This window comes from Siccirubricoccus phaeus, assembly GCF_008360935.1.
In the GTDB taxonomy this organism is placed as follows: Bacteria; Pseudomonadota; Alphaproteobacteria; order Acetobacterales; family Acetobacteraceae; genus Siccirubricoccus; species Siccirubricoccus phaeus.
Genome location: NZ_SRXO01000025.1, coordinates 1 through 17104 on the forward strand (window position 1 = coordinate 1; position 17104 = coordinate 17104).

Below are 17104 nucleotides of genomic sequence, written 5' to 3' on the forward strand. Positions count from 1 at the left end.
CTCGCCGTCACCCTCAACGCCATCCTCCGCACCCGGAAGCCCTGGAACCCCACGCATTCCAGCCAGAACATGAACACAGCGAAATAACCGCCAAGACAGTTGCTTTGAACCCTTGAGTCCGGACCCGACGGTCGAGGCGCAAAACGCAAGGTTTCCAAAGGTCCTTCGGCCTTTGGCGGATCGGACGCACTCGTCCGATGCCCGAGGGGGAAGGCGCGCCTTACGGTGCGACGCCTCTCTCGGACTGCTTCAAGGCAATGCGTTGGTCTGGAACAGGGTGATGCGCAGCCCGCCATGCGGCACGGGCGGGCCAGGCGGCAGGAAGGGCAGGCCGGTGGCCTGGGCCAGGCGCTTCTCGCTGGTCACCAGGCCAACCCGCCAGCCGCTGAAACGCCGCAGCAGAAGCTGGCCGAGCGCCTGGTAGAGCGGCAGCAGCGCCTCCCGCTCCCCGATCCTGCTGCCATAGGGCGGATTGACCATCACCAGCCCTGGTGGCCCCGCCGGCGGCAGGATCTCGCTGATTGTCGCCCGGCGGAATTCCGTCCAGGCCGCCACGCCGGCGCGCTCGGCATTCGCCCGGCTCGCCGCGACGGCGCCGGCGTCGCGGTCGCTGCCATAGCAGCGGGCGGCGGGTTCGCGCTGGCTCTGCACCGCGCGCATCCGCGCCCAGGCCGCCGGGTCGAAGCTCGCCAGATGCTCGAAGGCGAAGTGGCGGGCGCGGCCGGGGTTGAGGCGCGCGGCGATCTCCGCCGCCTCGATGACGAAGGTGCCGGCGCCGCACATCGGGTCCAGCACCGGCTCCCCGCCGGTGAAGCCGCATTGCTGCAGGAAGAGCGAGGCCATGGTCTCGCGCAGCGGCGCGCGGGCGACGGCCTGCTTGTAGCCGCGGCGGTGCAGCAGCTCGCCGGAGGTATCGACGCTGAGCGTGCAGAGATCATGCTCGATCCGCGCTCGGACGAGGATGTCGGCCTCGGGCGAGACGGGGGCGCCGATGGCATCCCGGATGGCGGCGGCGATCCGCTCCGCCGCGGCGCCGCTGTGGTAGATGCGGGAGGCGGCGCAGCTCGCCTCCACCCGGAAGGGGATGTCCGGGCGCAGGATGGCGGCCCAGGGGGTGCGGCGGGCGCGGCCGTATAGCTGCCCGAGATGCTCGGCGCGGAAGGCATCCACCCGCGCCAGCACGCGGCTGGCGCCGCGGATCCAGAGATTGGCGCGCCAGACCTCCGGCCAGAAGCCGCGGATGGTGACGCCGCCGGGGACGGCGCGAGGCTGCCGGAAGCCCTTGCCCTGGATTTCGGCGCGGAGGGTGTCCTCCAGCCCTGGGAGTGTGGCAAGGAAGATTTCGAATTCGGCGGCTTGGGTGGGGGTCTTCACCCCGGTCAATTGGCTGGCGGCGGGGGTGAAGGCCAGGGGCGTTGGGCCTGGCGGGGCGACGCAGCGCTCGAAATGGGACGGCAGGTTCAACCCTCGGGTCCAGATTCGGACCGGGGTCCGGGGCCAGGTCCTGGCCCCGGCGGGGTCCAGGGGCGGCGCCCCTGGTCGGGGTCCGGGGGCAAAGCCCCCGATCTCCCCTTCATTCTCATCCCCGTTTTTCCCCAGGTCGCGGAACGGAAGCCAGGCTGCGCGGTTGACCCGGCGACGGAGCATCCCCCCGCATGTCGCACCCCGTTGCCCAGCCCCTGTGCCGCGCCCACCGCATGCCCTTCGGCGCCGAATTGCGCGCCGAGGGCGTATGCTTCCGCCTCTGGGCCCCGTCCCATGAGGCGGTGGGGGTGGAATTGGACTGCGCCACCGCCCCCCTGCCGATGCGCCATGCCGGCGCCGGCTGGCATGAATTGCTGACCGATCTGGCCGGCCCCGGCACCCGCTACCGCTTCGTGCTGCCGGATGGGCTGCGCGTGCCGGACCCGGCCTCCCGTTTCCAGCCGGAGGATGTGCACGGCCCGAGCGAGGTGGTGGACCCCGCCGCCTATCTCTGGACGGATGCCGGCTGGCGCGGCCGCCCCTGGGAGGAGGCGGTGCTTTATGAGCTGCATGTCGGCGCCTTCACCCCCGAAGGGAGCTTCCGCGCCGCGATCGGCAAGCTGGACCACCTGGTGGCGCTCGGCATCACCGCCATCGAGATCATGCCCGTGGCCGAATTCCCCGGCGCAAGGGGCTGGGGCTATGACGGCGTGCTGCCCTTCGCGCCGGATGCCAGCTATGGCCGGCCGGAGGATCTGAAGGCGCTGGTCGATGCCGCGCACGCCCGCGGGCTGATGGTGCTGCTGGACGTCGTGCACAACCATTTCGGGCCAGAGGGGAATTACCTCTGGTCCGTCGCACCGGAATTCTTCACCGAACGCCACCACACGCCCTGGGGCGCCGCGATCAATTTCGACGGCCCGGGCAGCGAGACAGTGCGCGAATTCTTCCTGCACAACGCGCTCTACTGGGTGGAGGAATTCCATCTGGACGGGCTGCGGCTGGATGCGGTGCACGCCATGCTGGATGACAGCCCGCGCCACATCCTGCAGGAGCTGGCCGAGCGGCTGCGCGCCGCAGCGCCGGAACGCGAGATCCATCTGGTGCTGGAGAATGAGCATAACGAGGCGCGCCGCCTGCGGCGCGACGCCGCCGGCCGGCCGCTGCAGCACACGGCGCAGTGGAACGACGACCTGCACCATGTGCTGCATGTCGCGGCCACCGGCGAATCCAGCGGTTACTACGCGGAATATCTGGGGGATACGCGGAAGCTCGGCCGCGCCCTGGCGGAGGGCTTCGCCTTCCAGGGCGAGGACATGCCCTATCGCGGCCATCCCCGCGGCGAGCCTAGCGCCGGGCTGCCGCCCGCTGCCTTCATCGGTTTCATCCAGAATCACGACCAGATCGGCAACCGCGCCTTCGGGGAGAGGCTCGGCGCGCTGACCTCGCCGGCGGCGCTGCGGGCCATCGCCGCCACCTACCTGCTGCTGCCGCAAGTGCCGATGCTGTTCATGGGCGAGGAATGGGCGGCACCGCAGCCCTTCCCCTTCTTCTGCGACCTTGGCCCCGACCTGGCGGAGGCGGTGCGGGAGGGGCGGCGCGCGGAATTCGCCCGCTTCCCGGAATTCGCCGACCCCGCCCGCCGCGCCCGCATCCCCGACCCGATGGCGGAGGCCACCTTCCAGAGCGCGAAATTGCGCTGGGAGCAGGCGGAGCAGGCGCCGCATGCCGAATGGCTGGGTTGGTATCGCCGCGTGCTGGCGGTGCGGCAGGCGGAGATCGTCCCGCGCCTGCCCGGCATCCGGCATGGCGGGGCGTTCGAGGTGCTGGGCGAATCGGCCGTCACGGTGCGCTGGGACGGCGGGAAGGATGTGCTGCACCTTGCCGCCAACCTCTCGCCGCGGCCGCTGGACGTCGCGCTGCCGCCGGGGCGGGTGCTGTGGCAGGAGGGTGAGCCGGGCGGAGCCTGGTTCCTCCGCTGGTCCGTCGTGGAGGCAGCGGCGTGAGCGAGGCGGCGCCGCCGCGCGCCACCTACCGCCTGCAATTCCATGCCGGCTTCGGCTTCCGCGAGGCCGCCGCGCTGGCGCCCTATCTCGCCAGGCTCGGCATCAGCCATGTCTATGCCTCGCCCTGGCTGAAGGCGCGGCCCGGCAGCCTGCATGGCTACGACATCGTGGACCACGCCGCGCTGAATCCGGAGCTGGGGACGGAAGCCGAATTCCGCGCCATGTGCGCCGCCTTCCGCACGCATGGGCTGGGCCAGATCCTGGATTTCGTGCCCAACCACATGGGCGTCGGCGGCGCCGACAACCCGTGGTGGCTGGACGTGCTGGAATGGGGCGTGGACTCCGCCTATGCGGGCTGGTTCGACATCGACTGGGACCCGGACCGCCGCTACCTGGCCGGCAAGCTGCTGGTGCCCTTCCTCGGCGACCAGTATGGCGTGGTGCTGGAAGCCGGGGAGCTGGAACTGCGCTTCGACGCCGAGGAGGGCGGCTTCGCCATCTGGGCCTATGGCACGCACAAGCTGCCCATCTGCCCGCTGCACTATGCCCGCATCCTGGGCGATGCCCACCCGGCGCTGGAAAGGCTGGGCGACGCCTTCTCCGGCCTGCCGGACTGGCGCCCGCACGTGGCGCAGCGGGCGCGGGAGCTGAAGGCGGAACTCGCCGCGCTGGCCCGCGAGGATTCCTCGGTGCGGCAGGCCGTGCAGCAGGCGGTGGACCGGCTGAACGGCGAGAAGGATCTGTTCGAAAGCTGGCGCGCCCTGGATGCGCTGATCCAGGACCAGCACTGGCGCGCCGCGCATTTCCGCGTCGCGGCGGACGACATCAACTACCGCCGCTTCTTCAACGTGAACGAGCTGGCCGGCGTGCGCATGGAGCTGCCGGAGCTGTTCGACCACGCCCATGCGCTGATCTTCGCCCTGCTGGAAGACGGCACGCTGGACGGGCTGCGCATCGACCATGTGGACGGTCTGCTGGACCCGAAGGGCTATCTGACGCGGCTGCGGGAGAAGGCGCCGCGCCCCTTCTACCTGCTGGTAGAGAAGATTCTCGCGCGGCACGAATCGCTGCGCGAGGACTGGCCGGTGGAGGGCACCACCGGCTATGAGTTCACCAACCTCGTGCTGGGCGTGCTGCTGGACCAGGCGGGCGAGGAAGGGCTGACCCGCGCCTATGCCGATTTCACCGGCCCGGTCCCGCCCTTCGAGGAGGTGGTGCGCGACTGCAAGCTGCGCATCATGGCGAACGAGATGGCCAGCGAGCTGAACGTGCTGGCCCGCGATGCCGGGCGCATCGCAAGGCAGAACCCGAAGACGGCGGATTTCACCCGCAACCTGCTGGGCCGCGCGCTGCGCGCCATCATCGCCGCCTTTCCGGTCTACCGCACCTATGTGGACGGCAACGGCACGCCGGCCGAGGCGGATCGCCGCGACCTGGACTGGGCGGTGGCCTGGGCGCGGCGGAGCGAGCCGGACCTCGACCCCAGCACCTTCGACTTCCTGCACCGGCTGCTGTCCACCGAGCTGGTGGCGGCGCCGCGCAGCGGCTTCAGCCGCCATGTCGTCACCCGCTTCGCCATGCGGGTGCAGCAATACAGTGGCCCGGTGATGGCGAAGGGGCTGGAGGACACCGCCTTCTACCGCTGGAACCGGCTGGTGGCGCTGAACGAGGTCGGCGGCCACCCGGATGTGTTCGGCGTACCGCTGGCCGGCTTCCACCGCGCCAATGCGGCGCGGGCGAAGCGCTGGCCGCAGGCGATGCTCACCACCTCCACCCACGACACCAAGCGCGGCGAGGATGTGCGGGCGCGGCTGGCGGTGCTGGCGGAGATGCCGGAGGAATGGGCCCGCCAGGTGCATGGCTGGAGCCGCATCCTGCGCGCCCGTCGCGGCGATGTGGAAGGCACCGCGCCGCCCGACCGCAACGATGAATACCTGTTCTACCAGCTCCTGCTCGGCGCCTGGCCGGCGGAGTTGACGGAAGCGCCGCCGGAGCCCGCCGCGATCGCCGATTTCGCGGCGCGGCTGGAAGGGGCGATGCGCAAATCGGTGCGCGAGGCGAAGCTCCGCTCCTCCTGGGCCGCGCCCGATACGGCTTACGAGGACGCGCTGCTGGGCTTCGTGCGGGATGCGCTCTCGCCCGACGCGTCCTCCGCCTTCCTCGATGCTTTCCTGCCCTTCCAGGCGCGCGTCGCGCGGCTGGGCGTGGACAACAGCCTGGTGCAGACGGCGCTGAAGCTGACCGTGCCCGGCATGCCGGATCTCTACCAGGGGGCGGAGCTGTGGGAGCTGAGCCTGGTGGATCCGGACAATCGCCGCCCGGTGGATTTTTCCGCGCGGGCGCGGTTGCTGGCCGAGGTGGAGGCGGCGCTGGAAGGGGACCGCCGCGCCGCGCTGCGGCAGATGCGGGAGAATTGGCGCGACGGCCGCATCAAGCTGGCGGTGACGGCGACGCTGCTGGCGCATCGGCGGGCGGCGCCGGCGCTGTATGCGGCGGGCGACTACCAGCCGGTGACGGCGGAAGGCGAGGCGGGCGAGCAGCTCTGCACCTTCCTCCGCTGCCATGGCGAGGCGGCGCTGCTGGTGGCGGTGCGCCGCTTCCCGGCGCGGGAGGTGGGGGAGCTGCGGCTGACTCCGCCCCTGGCGGCCGCGCGGTGGCGGGACCTGATCAGCGGCGCCGTGCTGGAAGGGGAGGTGCTGAACCTCTCTGCGCTGCTGGGCGAGCTGCCGGTGGCGGCGCTGGTGCCGGAGAGTCCGGCTGGTTGAACCGTCGGGTCCGGATTCCCACCGGGGTCCGGGGGTGGTCCACCCTCCAGGGGCAGAGCTCCTGGCGGGGTTCGGGGGCAAAGCCCCATCAATCCACCGCGGCGCAGGCAACCCGGCCGGCCTTCCTGGCTTGCCACCCCTGTCACTTGGTGGAGACAAGGCAGATGCGTCCCATACCCAGCCTGTTCCTGGCAGCATCGCTCGGCCTCGCGGCCTGCAGCGGCCAGGGCAGCCCCTCCCTCTCGTCCGCCGACAACAACTTCCTCATGCAGGCCGCCTCGGGCGGGGCCGGGGAAGTGGCGCTGGGCCAGATGGCGCAGCGCTACTCCAGCAACCCGGCCATCCAGCAATTCGCCGCGCAGATGGAACGCGACCACAGTGCGGTGAATGAGCAGCTCCTGGCCCTGGCGCGCAGCAAGGGCGTGACGCCCCCCACCGCGCTCGATCCGGGAAGGGTGAACGCCAACCGGCAGCTCGCACAGCTCTCCGGCCCCGCCTTCGACCAGCAATACATGTTGCAGCAGGTGCAGGACCATCAATTGCAGGCGGCGCTGTACCAGCAGCAGGCGCTGAACGGCATGGATCCGGACGTGAAGGCCTTCGCCACCCGATACCTGCCGGTGATCCAGGCGCATGGCCAGTCCGCCCAGCGCATCCTGGAGTCGGTCTCCCTCCCGGCCCCGGCGCCGGTAGCGCCCATGGACAGGCGCTGAGCCGGCGGGGGGGCGCCCGGCGCCCCCCCCGCCCCTTGGAGCATTTTCAGGCCGGCGGACTCGCCGGACGACTCGGAAAATGCGACCGGATAATGGGCCAGGGCAGCCGCCGATCTGACGGATCACGTCGTGATCCGTCAGATCGGAGATAAGCTGCTCCCGACATTATATTTTCCGGAGCAGGAAATCCGATCGGGTGATTCCACCTGATCGGATATTGCGCTGGTGTCCCGATTCCGCAGTCCTGCGGACTTCGTTCTCGGGCCACCAGCTTGTGTTTCCAGTGGGCCTGCTCGTCCGCTGCGTTCGCCGGAAATCCAGCGGACTGCGCGGGCAGGACCTCAACCGATCACGCTCTAGTCTATCGCATCCCCCACCGCATGGATCGGCGCCCCGACGGGCTTGCCGACCACCGGCACCACGGAGACGACATCCCCCGTCACCCGGAAGGGCAGCGCCACCAGGCCGCAGCCGGTGAGGCCGAGCAGCAGGGGCAGCAGAAGCAGCAGCCGCATGGGTCGGATCCTCCTCGCCAGCCCCAACGCGGCTCAGCCGGAGACGATCCGTCCATCCTCCATCCGCAGCACCCGGCCGCAGCGCGCCGCCAGGGCGGCGTCATGGGTGATGAGCAGCAGGGTGGTGCCCAGCCTCTCCCGCAGCCCGAAGAGCAGGGACATCACCTCCTCGCCCGTCGCGCCGTCCAGATTGCCGGTCGGCTCATCGGCCAGCAGCAGCGGCGGCTCCGCCACCACCGCCCTGGCCAGGGCGACGCGCTGCTGCTCCCCGCCGGAAAGCTGGCCGGGGTAATGCCCCAGCCGGTGGCCCAGCCCCACCGAACCCAGCGCCGCCTCGGCTCGTTCGAAAGCGTCCCGCCGCCCGGCGAATTCCAGCGGCACCGCGACGTTCTCCAGTGCCGTCATGGTCGGCACCAGATGGAAGGCCTGAAAGACGATGCCGAGATGCGTCCGCCGGAACCGCGCCAGGGCGTCCTCGTCCAGCCGCGCCAGCTCCTGCCCCGCCACCACCAGGGTCCCGCCGCTCGGCCGTTCCAGCCCGGCCAGCAGCATGAGCAGGGAGGTCTTGCCGGAGCCGGAGCGGCCGACCAGCCCCACCGCCTCGCCCCGGCCGATCTCCAGATCGATCCCGCGGAGGATGTTGACCTCGCCGGCCGCCCCCGCCACCTTGAAGGTCAGGTCCCGGGCGGCGATCAGCGATTCGCCGGATCGGCCTTCGGCCGGGGATCGGAGGTGGCTCGCGATGGTGTCCATGGGGCTCCGGGATGCCGCGCTGCTGAGGGTCGGGGCCAGCCGGCCCGGCCCCTACATGGGGCGGCGGGTCGTGCTCGGAACCGTCCTGACCGGTATCGGCGTGTTGCCAAGCATTGCGCAATCCCCCCTCCGCCTGCTGGCGCTGGGGGACAGCCTGACGGCGGGCTTCGGCCTGCCCCAGGACGAGGGCTTCGTGCCGCAATTGCAAGCCGCCTTGCAGGCGGCGGGGCGCCCGGTGAAGGTGCTGAATGCGGGCGTTTCCGGCGATACCACGGCGGGCGGCCTGGCCCGGCTGGACTGGGCGCTGGCGGACCATCCCCAGGCGGCGATCGTGGCGCTCGGCGGCAATGACGGGCTGCGGGCGCTGCCGCCTGCGGCCAGCAAGGCCAATCTGGCGGCGATCCTCGACCGGCTGGCGGCGGCGAACATCCCGGTGCTGCTGGCCGGCATGCTGGCGCCGCCCAATCTCGGCGCCGCCTATGGCCGGGAATTCGCCGCAATCTACGCCGAATTGGCGGCTGCCCGGCCGGCGGTGGTCTTCTACCCCTTCTTCCTGGAGGGCGTGGCGGGCGATCCGGCGCTGAACCAGCCGGACGGCATCCACCCCAATCAGCGCGGCGTGGCGGAGATGGTCCGCCGCATCCTGCCCGCCGTGGCGCAATTGCTGGACCGCGTGCCGCCGCCCGCCTGAGGCGGCGGCCGCGGCCCCGAGGCTTGACCGGCGCGCCCATCCGGGCGCGCCCTGGACGACAAGGAGGCTGCGTCATGCTCCGTCTGTTCGTCGCCCTGGCCCTGCCGGCCGAAGTGAAGGAGCAGCTGATGCTGCTGCCGGGCGGCATCCCCGGCGCCCGCTTCGTGCCGCCGGAGAATTACCACCTGACGCTGCGCTTCATCGGCGAGGTGGAGAATTGGCAGGCGGAGGAGGTGGATGAGGCCCTGGCGCAGATTCGCGCCCGGCCCTTCGAGCTGACGCTGCGCGGCCTCGGCACCTTCGAGAAGGGCGGGCGGATCAGCGCCCTCTGGGTCGGGGTGGAGAAGACCGACGCGCTGCAGCACCTGCAATGCAAGGTGGAAACCGCCTTGCAGCGCATCGGGCTGACGCCGGAGCGCAAGCGCTTCGCCCCGCATGTCACGCTGGCGCGGGTGGAGCGCTCCCCGCCGGAGAAGGTCATCGCCTATGTCCAGGCGCATAACCTGTTCCGCGCGCCGCCGGTGGCGGTGGAGCATTTCACCCTGTATTCCTCGCGTCTCGGCAAGGAAGCGGCGGTCTATGTGCCGGAGGTGGAGTACGAGCTGGCCTGAGTTTCCCTGCGACGCCGCCGCGCGGCGCCGCGCGGGCCCGGCGGCGGTCCCTGTCCGGAGCCTGGCACGGGCCGCCGCGGCAAAACCGGCTCAAGGCAACGGGCGGGCCTGGGTGTGACCTGCGCCGCCGGGTCCCCCCGGGCGTTGCCCCGGCTGCTGCTGGCGCTGGCGCTGCTGCTGGAGCCCTTCGGCGCGCCGCACCCGGTGGCCGCCGCCCTGCTAACGATCTGCGCGGCCGAGGGCGGGGTGCGGCTGGTGCCGGACCCGGACGCGCCGGCGCTGCCCGCCGCCCTCCATTGCGATGCCTGCCTGGTGGCGGTGCCGGCCCTGCCGGTGCCGCCGCCGCGCCTGGCCCCGCCGCGAGAGGCGGGGCGGCTGCCGCCGCCGGCCCCAGCGCGACCGGGCGCGGCGCGGGAGGCCCCTGCCGGCAAGGCGCGCGCCCCGCCCATGGCCTGAGGCGGGCGCCGCGCCGTCGCCGCCCGCCGCGCATCAGGGACCGCCGGCTCCCGGGCGGGCGGCGATCGCGGCGGCCGGCGCTTCGCGCCCGCGCAGGACCGGCCAGGCGAGCCTCGCCTCCGGGCGCCCGCGCGCCCGCCGCCCCTGGCCGCGCCACACTGGCCCGGCGGCTGCCGCCGCCATGGCCCATGCCTCTGGAAATCCGCCCTGCGGCGCGCCACCGCCGGCAGCCGCACCACCTGGCCGGGCCGGCCGCCGCCGCCCGCCTCACGCCCCTGTTCGGAGACCTGTCATGCGCCTTGCCATCGCCGCCCTCGCGGCCGGGCTGCTCGGCCCGCTCGCCGCCGCCGCCCATGTCACCGTGGACCCTGCCGCCGCCCCTGCCGGCGATTTCCAGCGCGTTGCGCTGCGCGTGCTGCATGGCTGCGGCAGCGCCGCCACCACCCGCATCGCCGTGGAGCTGCCGCAGGGCGTCTACACCGCCAAGCCCATGCCGAAGCCGGGCTGGACCCTGCGCATCGAGCGCCGCGCCTTGCCGCATGCGATGCATGGCATGCATGGGCATGAGACAGAGGCGGAAATCGCCCGTATCACCTGGGACGGCGGGCCCCTGCCGGACGAGCAGTACGACGAATTCGTCCTGCTGCTGCAATTGCCGAATGAGCCGGGCGGGACCCTGACCCTGCCCGTCACCCAGGGCTGCGCGGGCGGCCAGGCCGAGGCCTGGGTGGAACGCCCGGCCGCTGGCCAGCAGGCGGAGGATCTGGCCCGCCCCGCCCCCTTCATCCGCCTGACCCCGCGCTGAAGGAGGCCGTCATGCATCGCCGAATGATCCTCGCCGCCGCCTTGCTGAGCGCGGCCGGCTGCCGTGGCGCCGCCAGGGCGCAGCAATCCGGGGGCATCACCATCTCCGCCCCCTGGAGCCGGGCGGCCGGCCAGGGCGGTACCGGGGCGGGCTTCCTGACCATCGCCAATGCTGGCAGCGCGCCGGACCGGCTGGTTGCCGCCACCTGCCCGCTGGCGCGGGTGACGGAGATCCACACCCATGTGCGGGAGGGCGATGTGATGCGCATGCGCCCCGTCCCCGCCATCGAGATCCCGGCCGGGGGCAGCGTCACCCTGCAGCCGGGCGGCTTCCACCTGATGCTGATCGGGCTGAGCCGGGCGGTGGAGGCGGGGGAGAGCCTGCCCGTCACCCTGGTGTTCGAGCGGGCGGGGAAGGTGGAGGTGGCGCTGGCGGTCCAGGCCGCCGGCGCCCGCGGCCCCGCTGCGCGGCACGGGCATTAGGCCCCGTTGGGGTTGCGTGGCTGGCTCCCGCCGAAGGACCGGGAGCGGAGGCCGGACGGATACCTGATACCTGAAACCGCTCCCTCCCCCGTTGGCGGGAGAGGGTCGGGTTGGCGGTGGAGGCCGACGGCTGTCGGAAGCCGCTCCCTCCCCCGTTGGCGGGGAAGGTCGGGTTGGCGGTGGAGGCCGTCGGCTGCCGAAACCCGCTCCCTCCCGGCTGGCGGGAGATGAGGGGCCGGCGCTCCCGGCGAGGGGCTGCATGCGCTGCCGCCCTCGGCTAGGCTGGGCGGATGCCGGCCACCGCCAACGTCATGCCGCCCTCTTCCCGGTGAGGCGCTGGCTGCCGCTCCTCCCGCTGCTGCTGGCCCTGCCGGCGGTGGCGCAGGAAAGGCCGCCCCGCCCGCTGCTGCCCGGCGTCGGGCCGCAGGATCCGCGCCAGCCGGTGGCGGTGGCGGCGGCGCCCTGGCGCGCCCTCGGCCGGGTGCAGCTCGAGATCGGCGGCTTCTGCACCGGCGCGCTGATCGGCCCGCGCCAGGTGCTGACCGCGGCGCACTGCCTCGTCGGTGGCCGCAGCCGCCAGATGGTGCGCCCATCCTCGGTGCATTTCCTGCTGGGCTATGAGCGCGGCGCGTATGTGGCGCATGCCCGGGTCGCCGCCTTCCGCCTTGACCCCCGCTTCGCCGCCGCCGCCGGCGGGCCGGCCCCGCTGGACTGGGCGGTGCTGGTGCTGGAGACGCCGCTCGGCACCCCGGACCGGATCCTGCCGTTGATGCGGGAGATGCCGGCGCCGCGCACCCCGCTGATGCTGGGCGGCTACCAGCAGGACCGGGCGGAGGTGCTGCTGGCCGATACCGCCTGCCGGGTGATCGGCCGGGCGCCGCACCCTTCCGGCGGCACGCTGCTGTTGCATGATTGCGCCGGCACGCGCGGGGTGAGCGGGGCGCCGGTGCTGGCGCAAGGGCCGGGGGGCGAGTGGCAGGTGGCGGGGGTGGCCTCGCGCGTCGGGGTGCGGTTGGCGCTGGGGGCGGCGGTGCCGGTGGCGGGCTTTGCGGGGGAGGTGGAGGATGGGGGCTCCGTTCCCAAACCCCTGGCCCCCAAACCCCTGCCAGGGGCGCTGCCCCTGGACCCCGCCGGGGGGAAGGCTTCCCCCCGGACCCCGCCATAAGCCCGCCGGGTGCAGAACGCCGCCTGGTGTCCTGTCCGCTGCGTTCGCTGGATTTCCAGCGAACGCAGCGGACGAGCAGGCCACTGAAAACAAAAGCCAGTGTCCCGATTCCGAAATCCGTAGGAATTCGGAATCGGGACAGCGGGTCGGAGCCCTAATCCCTCTCCAGCCGCTCGATATCCTCGTCCGACAGGCCGAAATGATGCCCGATCTCATGGATCAGCACGTTGCGGACCAGGCGGAACAGATCCTCGCCGGTTTCGATCCATTCCAGCAGGATCGGCTCGCGGAACAGCAACACCGTGTCCGGCTCCCGCGGCACGTCCAGCACGCTCTTCTGGGTCAGCGGCACGCCGCGGTAGAGGCCGGTCAGCTCCCAGGCGCTCTCGAGGCCGAGATCGGCCAGGATCTCGTCATCCGGAATCTCCTCGACGATGATGGCGGTGCCGCGCACCATCTCCCGCAGCGCCTCCGGCAGGGCGTCCAGGGCGGTTTCCGCCAGGGCGACGATGTCCTCGAGGCTCGGCGGCGTGGTGTGGCGGAGGGAGAGGTCGCGCGGGTCCGGGGCCATGGCGCCACCACGCGCCCGGCCGCTTCCGGCGTCAAGCAAGGAGTTCGGCATGGTGGCGAAGCTGGATGCGGCGGCGCGCGCGGCGCTGCCGGCGGAATTGCCGGAATGGCACCTGGTGGAGGGGCGGGACGCCATTGCCCGCAGCTTCCGCTTCGCCGATTTCTCGGCCGCCTGGGGCTTCATGTCCCGCGTAGCGCTGCTGGCGGAGCGGCAGGACCACCATCCGGAGTGGTTCAACGTGTGGAACCGGGTGGAGATCACCCTCTCCACCCACGATGCCGGCGGGCTGTCCGCCCGGGATATCCGCCTGGCGAAGGCGATCGACGCGCTGCTGCCGGCCGGCTGAGGGTGGTGCGCCCGCCTATTCCGCGGCGCTGCGCTGCTGGCGGAGCTGCGCCGCGAGGTCGGCCAGCGAAATGCCGCCGAGATGCGCCAGCATCACCTGCTCCGCCTCCTCGAAGCGGCTGCGCAGCAGGGCCGGCACCTGGCTGCCGATCGGGCAGGCGGGGTTGGTCCGGCCGTGCACCCGGATCATCGTCTCGCGCTCCGGGTGGATGGCCCGCCACACATCGCGCAGCGTGATCTGCTCCGCCGGGCGGGAGAGCGTTGCGCCGCCCGGCCCGCGCTGCACCGTGATAAGTCCGGCGCGCGACAATTGGCCGGCGATGCGCCGCACAACCACGGGGTTGGTGCCGATGCTCCAGGCCATACGCGCGCTGGTGGATTCGCCGCTGGTTTCATCGGCCACCAGGAGCAGGATATGGAGGGCAACGGAATAGCGTGTGGCAATCATTCTGTGGCATATATGGCGGACGGAATTGTCATTGGCCAGCCTCTGGGTTCCGAATTTGTGATTGCTTTGTTGGCGTTGCATAAACGCCCGACCCATGCCGCGGTTTGACACGGATAATTCCATAACGAGTCCCCAGCGGACGGTGGCGATCTGCCGCGCGGCGACCCGGTACGCGCTGTTGCGGGATTGGTCGGCGCTGGCCGAATTCCCCTTGCCGGACGGCCGCCGCGCCGACCTGTTCTGCCTGTTGCCGGATGGCGGCTTTGCGCTGGTGGAGGTGAAGTCCTGCGCGAGGGATTTCCTCGCCGACGGGAAATGGCCGGACTACCGTGCCTATTGCGATCATCTCTACTTTGCCGTCGATACCGATTTCCCGCTGGGGCTGCTGCCGGAGGCGGCCGGGCTGCTGGTGGCGGCGGAGGGGGAGGCGGCGCTGCTGCGCCCGCCGCCGGAGCACCGCCTGGCGCCTTCCCGCCGGCGTGCCCTGCTGCACCGCTTCGCCATGCTGGCGGCCAGGCGCCTCTGCCGGCTCTCGGACCCGACGCTCGCCACCGCGCTCGGCGCCGCGCTGCGCTCCGAATAGCCAGGCCGGGGCAAGCGGCTCCGGGTATCGTGTTGCCGGGGGGCGCCTTCGTGCCGCCGCTTCCCGTCAGCGCGGCCCGTCCTTCGCACCCGTGCGCAACGCTTCCTTCACCGGTCCTGGAACAGAGTGCGGTATGCCGCCCTCGGACACGCTGTCCCGTGACGTGTTCTCCCGCCTCGCCCCCTTCGCGAACGGCCATTACCAGCCGGTGACCTTCCTCGAGCGTGGTGTGACGCTGCCCTTCACCACGCCGAACCTGCTGGGCGGCCGCATCCGGCCGGGCGAAAGGGGACAGTCGGACCTCATCCTCGCCAACCCGGCGGGGGTGGATGGCGTCTATCTCCTGCCCTGGTCCGCCCTGCCGGATCTCTGCGCCCCCACCCTGCATGACCGGGCGATGTGGGAAAGGGTGGCGAAGCTGCCCAAGGTGACGCCGCGGCTGGTGCGGGAGGCGACGCGGGCGGTGGCGCGGGAAGGCTATGCCGGGCGCCCGGCCGCCCGCGCGGCGCTGGAGGCGGAGCGGACCAGCCAGCGGATCCGGGTCGTCCGGCTCTACGCCCTGCTCGCGGCGCTGGTGGCCCAGGCCGCGCCCGGGGCTGCGCCAGGCGCGGCGGCGGCGCCGGAAAGCCCGCAGATGTTGGAACGCCGGGCGCGGGAAGTGCTGCGGCTCCGCAGCCGGGAGGATGGCGCGCCCGGCCTGGAAGCGGCGCTGCTCGCGCTGCAGCAGCTTGCCGAGGCCTGCGAATTATTCGGCCCCGGGGAGGGCGCCATGCTCCCCCGCCTGGCCGGAGAGCTGGAGGCGCTGGCCCGCGCCGTCGGCCTTTGGGCCGCCGGGCTGGGGGAGGCGGAGCGGGCCTTCGCCCGGCTGCTGCGCGCCAGCGCCGATCTCAGCCTGGCCGGCTGGCGGCAGGCGGCGCCGCCGCTGGAGGCGATGCTGGCCGATGTCTGGGGCCTGGTCCGCCGCTGGCTGGCCGAGCCCGGCCCCATCCTCGCCCAGCTCGCCCGGCCGGAATGGCTGCTGGATGGGTGGGAGCTGCTGATCGCGCTCTGGGCCGAGGCGACGCCCGAAAAGCGCGGCGAGGCAGCGCGGGAGATGGTGGCGATGATCCCCGTGGTGCCCGGCGAGGCGCAGGGCCTGCTGGCGGAACAGGCCGGCATCCGCGCCGAGGCGCATGCCACGCTGATGCGCCACTGGAAGCGCAGCATCCTGGCCAATCATGACCGGCTGACCGGCCAGCAGGTGGCGCTGGTGGCGCGCAACGAAGCCCTGCGGGCCCGGCTGCCGTGAGACCGCTGCCATGCGCCTGCCGCCGCGAGCCGGGTGCCGCGAGCCCATTGCGATGCGCCCGCCGCCGCGAGCCTGGTGCCCCGAGCCCATTGCCATGCGCCTGCTGTCGCGAGCCTGGTGCCATGAGCCCATCGCCATGGGCCTGCTGCCTTGAGCCCATTGCCACGAGCACGAGTCCGCTGCCATGAGCCTGCGCACCGCGCCGCCCGGCACGCTGCAGCAATTCCGCCGCCTGGCCCAGGCCGCCAGCGAGGCGGAGGATGCCGCCCTGGCGAAGATCGTCGCCATGCTCGACCACCTGGACCATCGCGGCGAGGCCGATCTGGTGCTGGAGCGGGTGCGGCCCCGGCTGCGTGCGCTCGGCGTGCCGCGGCGGCTCAACCTCGCCCGGCTGCTCTTCCTGCCGATGGACGGCGCCATCCGCAGCCCGATGGAATGGCGGCGGGGGGAGGCGGCGCTGCCGCGCTCCGCCCTGCCGGTGCTGGCGGATATCCTGCTGCCCCTGCTGCCGCCGCAGGCCGCCCGGGCCGCCCAGGCGCTGGAGGGGCTGACCACGGCGGATACCGGGGCGATCGGCGAGTTGGGCGCGCTGCTATGGCCGGCCGCCGCCGCGGCCCTGCCGCCCCGGCCGCCGCCCGAATGGGGCGAAAGCGGGCTGGGGCCGGCGGATTACCAGGCGATCGCCGGGCTCTGCCTGCCGATCTGGCAGGCGGGGGCGGCGATCTGGGCCGCGCTCGCCGCGGCGCCGCAGGGGCCGAAGGAGGCGCTGAGCCGTGCCGCCCTGGGCGCCGTGGCGCCGGCGGGGCCGCAGCCCCTGGCGGTGGTGCTGGCCACGCTGCTGGCGGTGGCGGCGGCGCCGGGCTCGGTGGCCCATGTGGCGGCGCTGCTGAGTCCCCAGGCGAGGGCGGTGGTGGTGCAGGCGCTGGACGTCCTGCTGGCCACCCCGCCGCCGCCCTTCGGGAAGCTGGGCATCGAGCGGGCGGCCGAGGCGGCGCTGCTGCTCGCCCGGCGGCTGGATGATCTGCAGGCCTGCTCCCTGCTGGCCGGGGAACGGCTGAAGAAGCTGGAAAGCCTGCGGCGGGAGGCGGAGGAGGCCTGCCGCAACCGCTACCTGGAGGGGGCGGAAAAGCAGGTGGTGACGCCCACCCAGCGCCTGCTGGCCGGCGACGGCGCCTCGGACGAGGAGGTGGCGGCGGTGGAGGCGGCGGCCCGGGCGCTGCGCGGGCTGGAAGCGGCAAGCCGCAAGCTCGGCGGCGGCCCGCTGCTGGACCGCGGCGTGAAGGAGCTGGTGGGGCGGCTGACCCTGCTGGGTCGCGGCGCCACCCGTTCGGGCGGGATGACGCCGGTGGATATCGCCCGCAGCATCGAGATTCTTTCCGGCCCGCATGCGGCCCTGACGGCGCTTTCCGCCATCACGCGGCCCTGATCCGGGGCGAGGTCCGG

18 protein-coding genes are annotated in these 17104 nt (G+C 72.6%); 13 read left to right on the top strand and 5 right to left on the bottom strand.

Going from position 1 to position 17104, the window contains the following annotated elements; translation table 11 throughout:
• Positions 1 to 249 precede the first annotated feature (249 nt).
• Positions 250 to 1374: a THUMP domain-containing class I SAM-dependent RNA methyltransferase gene (locus E5N76_RS24865; RefSeq protein WP_235907879.1), complete on the bottom strand. Its 1125-nt coding sequence runs from the start codon at positions 1372 to 1374 to the stop codon at positions 250 to 252.
• A 281-nt stretch (positions 1375 to 1655) separates the two neighbouring features.
• Here E5N76_RS24865 and treZ point away from each other — a divergent pair, with 281 nt between their 5' ends.
• From treZ to E5N76_RS24880, 3 genes are all read left to right on the top strand, one after another.
• Entirely contained in the window at positions 1656 to 3470 is a 1815-nt protein-coding gene (gene treZ / locus E5N76_RS24870; protein WP_235907868.1) for a malto-oligosyltrehalose trehalohydrolase, read from the top strand.
• A complete protein-coding gene (treY, locus tag E5N76_RS24875) occupies positions 3467 to 6235 on the top strand; it encodes a malto-oligosyltrehalose synthase (RefSeq protein WP_149540248.1) in 2769 nt (922 codons plus the stop codon). The genes treZ and treY overlap by 4 nt, the downstream gene beginning before the upstream one ends.
• 164 nt (positions 6236 to 6399) lie before the next feature.
• Entirely contained in the window at positions 6400 to 6948 is a 549-nt protein-coding gene (locus tag E5N76_RS24880; protein ID WP_149540250.1) for a DUF4142 domain-containing protein, read from the top strand.
• Positions 6949 to 7304: 356 nt separating this feature from the next.
• Here E5N76_RS24880 and E5N76_RS24885 read toward each other — a convergent pair whose 3' ends face one another.
• Together E5N76_RS24885 and E5N76_RS24890 are read right to left on the bottom strand one after the other, a co-directional pair.
• Positions 7305 to 7463, bottom strand: a complete 159-nt coding sequence (locus tag E5N76_RS24885; protein ID WP_149540252.1) for a DUF6726 family protein — start codon at positions 7461 to 7463, stop codon at positions 7305 to 7307.
• A gap of 33 nt (positions 7464 to 7496) precedes the next feature.
• A complete protein-coding gene (locus E5N76_RS24890; protein WP_149540254.1) occupies positions 7497 to 8216 on the bottom strand; it encodes an ABC transporter ATP-binding protein in 720 nt (239 codons plus the stop codon).
• Here E5N76_RS24890 and E5N76_RS24895 point away from each other — a divergent pair.
• The 6 genes from E5N76_RS24895 to E5N76_RS24915 all read left to right on the top strand — a co-directional run bounded on the left by E5N76_RS24895 (position 8215) and on the right by E5N76_RS24915 (position 12426).
• Positions 8215 to 8907 carry an arylesterase gene (locus E5N76_RS24895; RefSeq protein ID WP_408021729.1) on the top strand — a complete coding sequence of 231 codons (693 nt, stop codon included), beginning with the start codon at positions 8215 to 8217 and terminating at the stop codon, positions 8905 to 8907. The two genes, E5N76_RS24890 and E5N76_RS24895, sit on opposite strands and share 2 nt — an antisense overlap.
• A gap of 74 nt (positions 8908 to 8981) precedes the next feature.
• A complete protein-coding gene (thpR, locus tag E5N76_RS24900) occupies positions 8982 to 9518 on the top strand; it encodes an RNA 2',3'-cyclic phosphodiesterase (RefSeq protein ID WP_149540256.1) in 537 nt (178 codons plus the stop codon).
• A 144-nt stretch (positions 9519 to 9662) separates the two neighbouring features.
• The gene (locus E5N76_RS29830; protein ID WP_187830379.1) at positions 9663 to 9974 is read left to right on the top strand and encodes a hypothetical protein; all 312 of its coding nucleotides are present in this window, start codon (positions 9663 to 9665) and stop codon (positions 9972 to 9974) included.
• A 292-nt stretch (positions 9975 to 10266) separates the two neighbouring features.
• Positions 10267 to 10779: a YcnI family protein gene (locus E5N76_RS29835; RefSeq protein ID WP_187830380.1), complete on the top strand. Its 513-nt coding sequence runs from the start codon at positions 10267 to 10269 to the stop codon at positions 10777 to 10779.
• 11 nt (positions 10780 to 10790) lie between these two features.
• Positions 10791 to 11261 carry a copper chaperone PCu(A)C gene (locus tag E5N76_RS24910; RefSeq protein ID WP_235907870.1) on the top strand — a complete coding sequence of 157 codons (471 nt, stop codon included), beginning with the start codon at positions 10791 to 10793 and terminating at the stop codon, positions 11259 to 11261.
• Between the two features lie 328 nt (positions 11262 to 11589).
• Positions 11590 to 12426 carry a trypsin-like serine peptidase gene (locus E5N76_RS24915; protein WP_187830381.1) on the top strand — a complete coding sequence of 279 codons (837 nt, stop codon included), beginning with the start codon at positions 11590 to 11592 and terminating at the stop codon, positions 12424 to 12426.
• Positions 12427 to 12580: 154 nt separating this feature from the next.
• On the opposite strand, the gene E5N76_RS24920 is transcribed toward E5N76_RS24915, so the two are convergent.
• On the bottom strand, positions 12581 to 13048 hold the full coding sequence (locus E5N76_RS24920; RefSeq protein ID WP_457852684.1) for a metallopeptidase family protein: 468 nt from the start codon (positions 13046 to 13048) through the stop codon (positions 12581 to 12583).
• On the opposite strand from E5N76_RS24920, the gene E5N76_RS24925 reads away from it, so the two are divergent.
• Complete coding sequence (locus E5N76_RS24925) at positions 13047 to 13343, top strand: 4a-hydroxytetrahydrobiopterin dehydratase (RefSeq protein ID WP_149540262.1); 297 nt, start codon at positions 13047 to 13049, stop codon at positions 13341 to 13343. The two genes, E5N76_RS24920 and E5N76_RS24925, sit on opposite strands and share 2 nt — an antisense overlap.
• Positions 13344 to 13358: 15 nt before the next feature.
• Here the strand turns inward: E5N76_RS24925 and E5N76_RS24930 are convergent, their stop codons facing one another.
• A complete protein-coding gene (locus E5N76_RS24930) occupies positions 13359 to 13790 on the bottom strand; it encodes an Rrf2 family transcriptional regulator (RefSeq protein WP_187830382.1) in 432 nt (143 codons plus the stop codon).
• A gap of 94 nt (positions 13791 to 13884) precedes the next feature.
• On the opposite strand from E5N76_RS24930, the gene E5N76_RS24935 reads away from it, so the two are divergent.
• From E5N76_RS24935 to E5N76_RS24945, 3 genes are all read left to right on the top strand, one after another.
• The gene (locus E5N76_RS24935; protein WP_149540266.1) at positions 13885 to 14373 is read left to right on the top strand and encodes an MmcB family DNA repair protein; all 489 of its coding nucleotides are present in this window, start codon (positions 13885 to 13887) and stop codon (positions 14371 to 14373) included.
• A gap of 133 nt (positions 14374 to 14506) precedes the next feature.
• Positions 14507 to 15661 carry a hypothetical protein gene (locus E5N76_RS24940; protein WP_149540268.1) on the top strand — a complete coding sequence of 385 codons (1155 nt, stop codon included), beginning with the start codon at positions 14507 to 14509 and terminating at the stop codon, positions 15659 to 15661.
• Between the two features lie 184 nt (positions 15662 to 15845).
• Positions 15846 to 17087: a hypothetical protein gene (locus tag E5N76_RS24945; RefSeq protein ID WP_149540270.1), complete on the top strand. Its 1242-nt coding sequence runs from the start codon at positions 15846 to 15848 to the stop codon at positions 17085 to 17087.
• The last annotated feature ends 17 nt before the right edge of the window (positions 17088 to 17104 follow it).

Coding starts and splice junctions, on each gene's coding strand:
- treZ (WP_235907868.1), top strand. CDS start 1,656: ATGTCGCACCCCGTTGCCCAGCCCCTGTGCCGCGCCCACCGCATGCCC.
- E5N76_RS24880 (WP_149540250.1), top strand. CDS start 6,400: ATGCGTCCCATACCCAGCCTGTTCCTGGCAGCATCGCTCGGCCTCGCG.
- E5N76_RS24885 (WP_149540252.1), bottom strand. CDS start 7,463: ATGCGGCTGCTGCTTCTGCTGCCCCTGCTGCTCGGCCTCACCGGCTGC.
- E5N76_RS24895 (WP_408021729.1), top strand. CDS start 8,215: ATGGGGCTCCGGGATGCCGCGCTGCTGAGGGTCGGGGCCAGCCGGCCC.
- E5N76_RS24890 (WP_149540254.1), bottom strand. CDS start 8,216: ATGGACACCATCGCGAGCCACCTCCGATCCCCGGCCGAAGGCCGATCC.
- thpR (WP_149540256.1), top strand. CDS start 8,982: ATGCTCCGTCTGTTCGTCGCCCTGGCCCTGCCGGCCGAAGTGAAGGAG.
- E5N76_RS29835 (WP_187830380.1), top strand. CDS start 10,267: ATGCGCCTTGCCATCGCCGCCCTCGCGGCCGGGCTGCTCGGCCCGCTC.
- E5N76_RS24910 (WP_235907870.1), top strand. CDS start 10,791: ATGCATCGCCGAATGATCCTCGCCGCCGCCTTGCTGAGCGCGGCCGGC.
- E5N76_RS24925 (WP_149540262.1), top strand. CDS start 13,047: ATGGTGGCGAAGCTGGATGCGGCGGCGCGCGCGGCGCTGCCGGCGGAA.
- E5N76_RS24920 (WP_457852684.1), bottom strand. CDS start 13,048: ATGCCGAACTCCTTGCTTGACGCCGGAAGCGGCCGGGCGCGTGGTGGC.
- E5N76_RS24930 (WP_187830382.1), bottom strand. CDS start 13,790: ATGATTGCCACACGCTATTCCGTTGCCCTCCATATCCTGCTCCTGGTG.
- E5N76_RS24935 (WP_149540266.1), top strand. CDS start 13,885: ATGCCGCGGTTTGACACGGATAATTCCATAACGAGTCCCCAGCGGACG.
- E5N76_RS24940 (WP_149540268.1), top strand. CDS start 14,507: ATGCCGCCCTCGGACACGCTGTCCCGTGACGTGTTCTCCCGCCTCGCC.
- E5N76_RS24945 (WP_149540270.1), top strand. CDS start 15,846: ATGAGCCTGCGCACCGCGCCGCCCGGCACGCTGCAGCAATTCCGCCGC.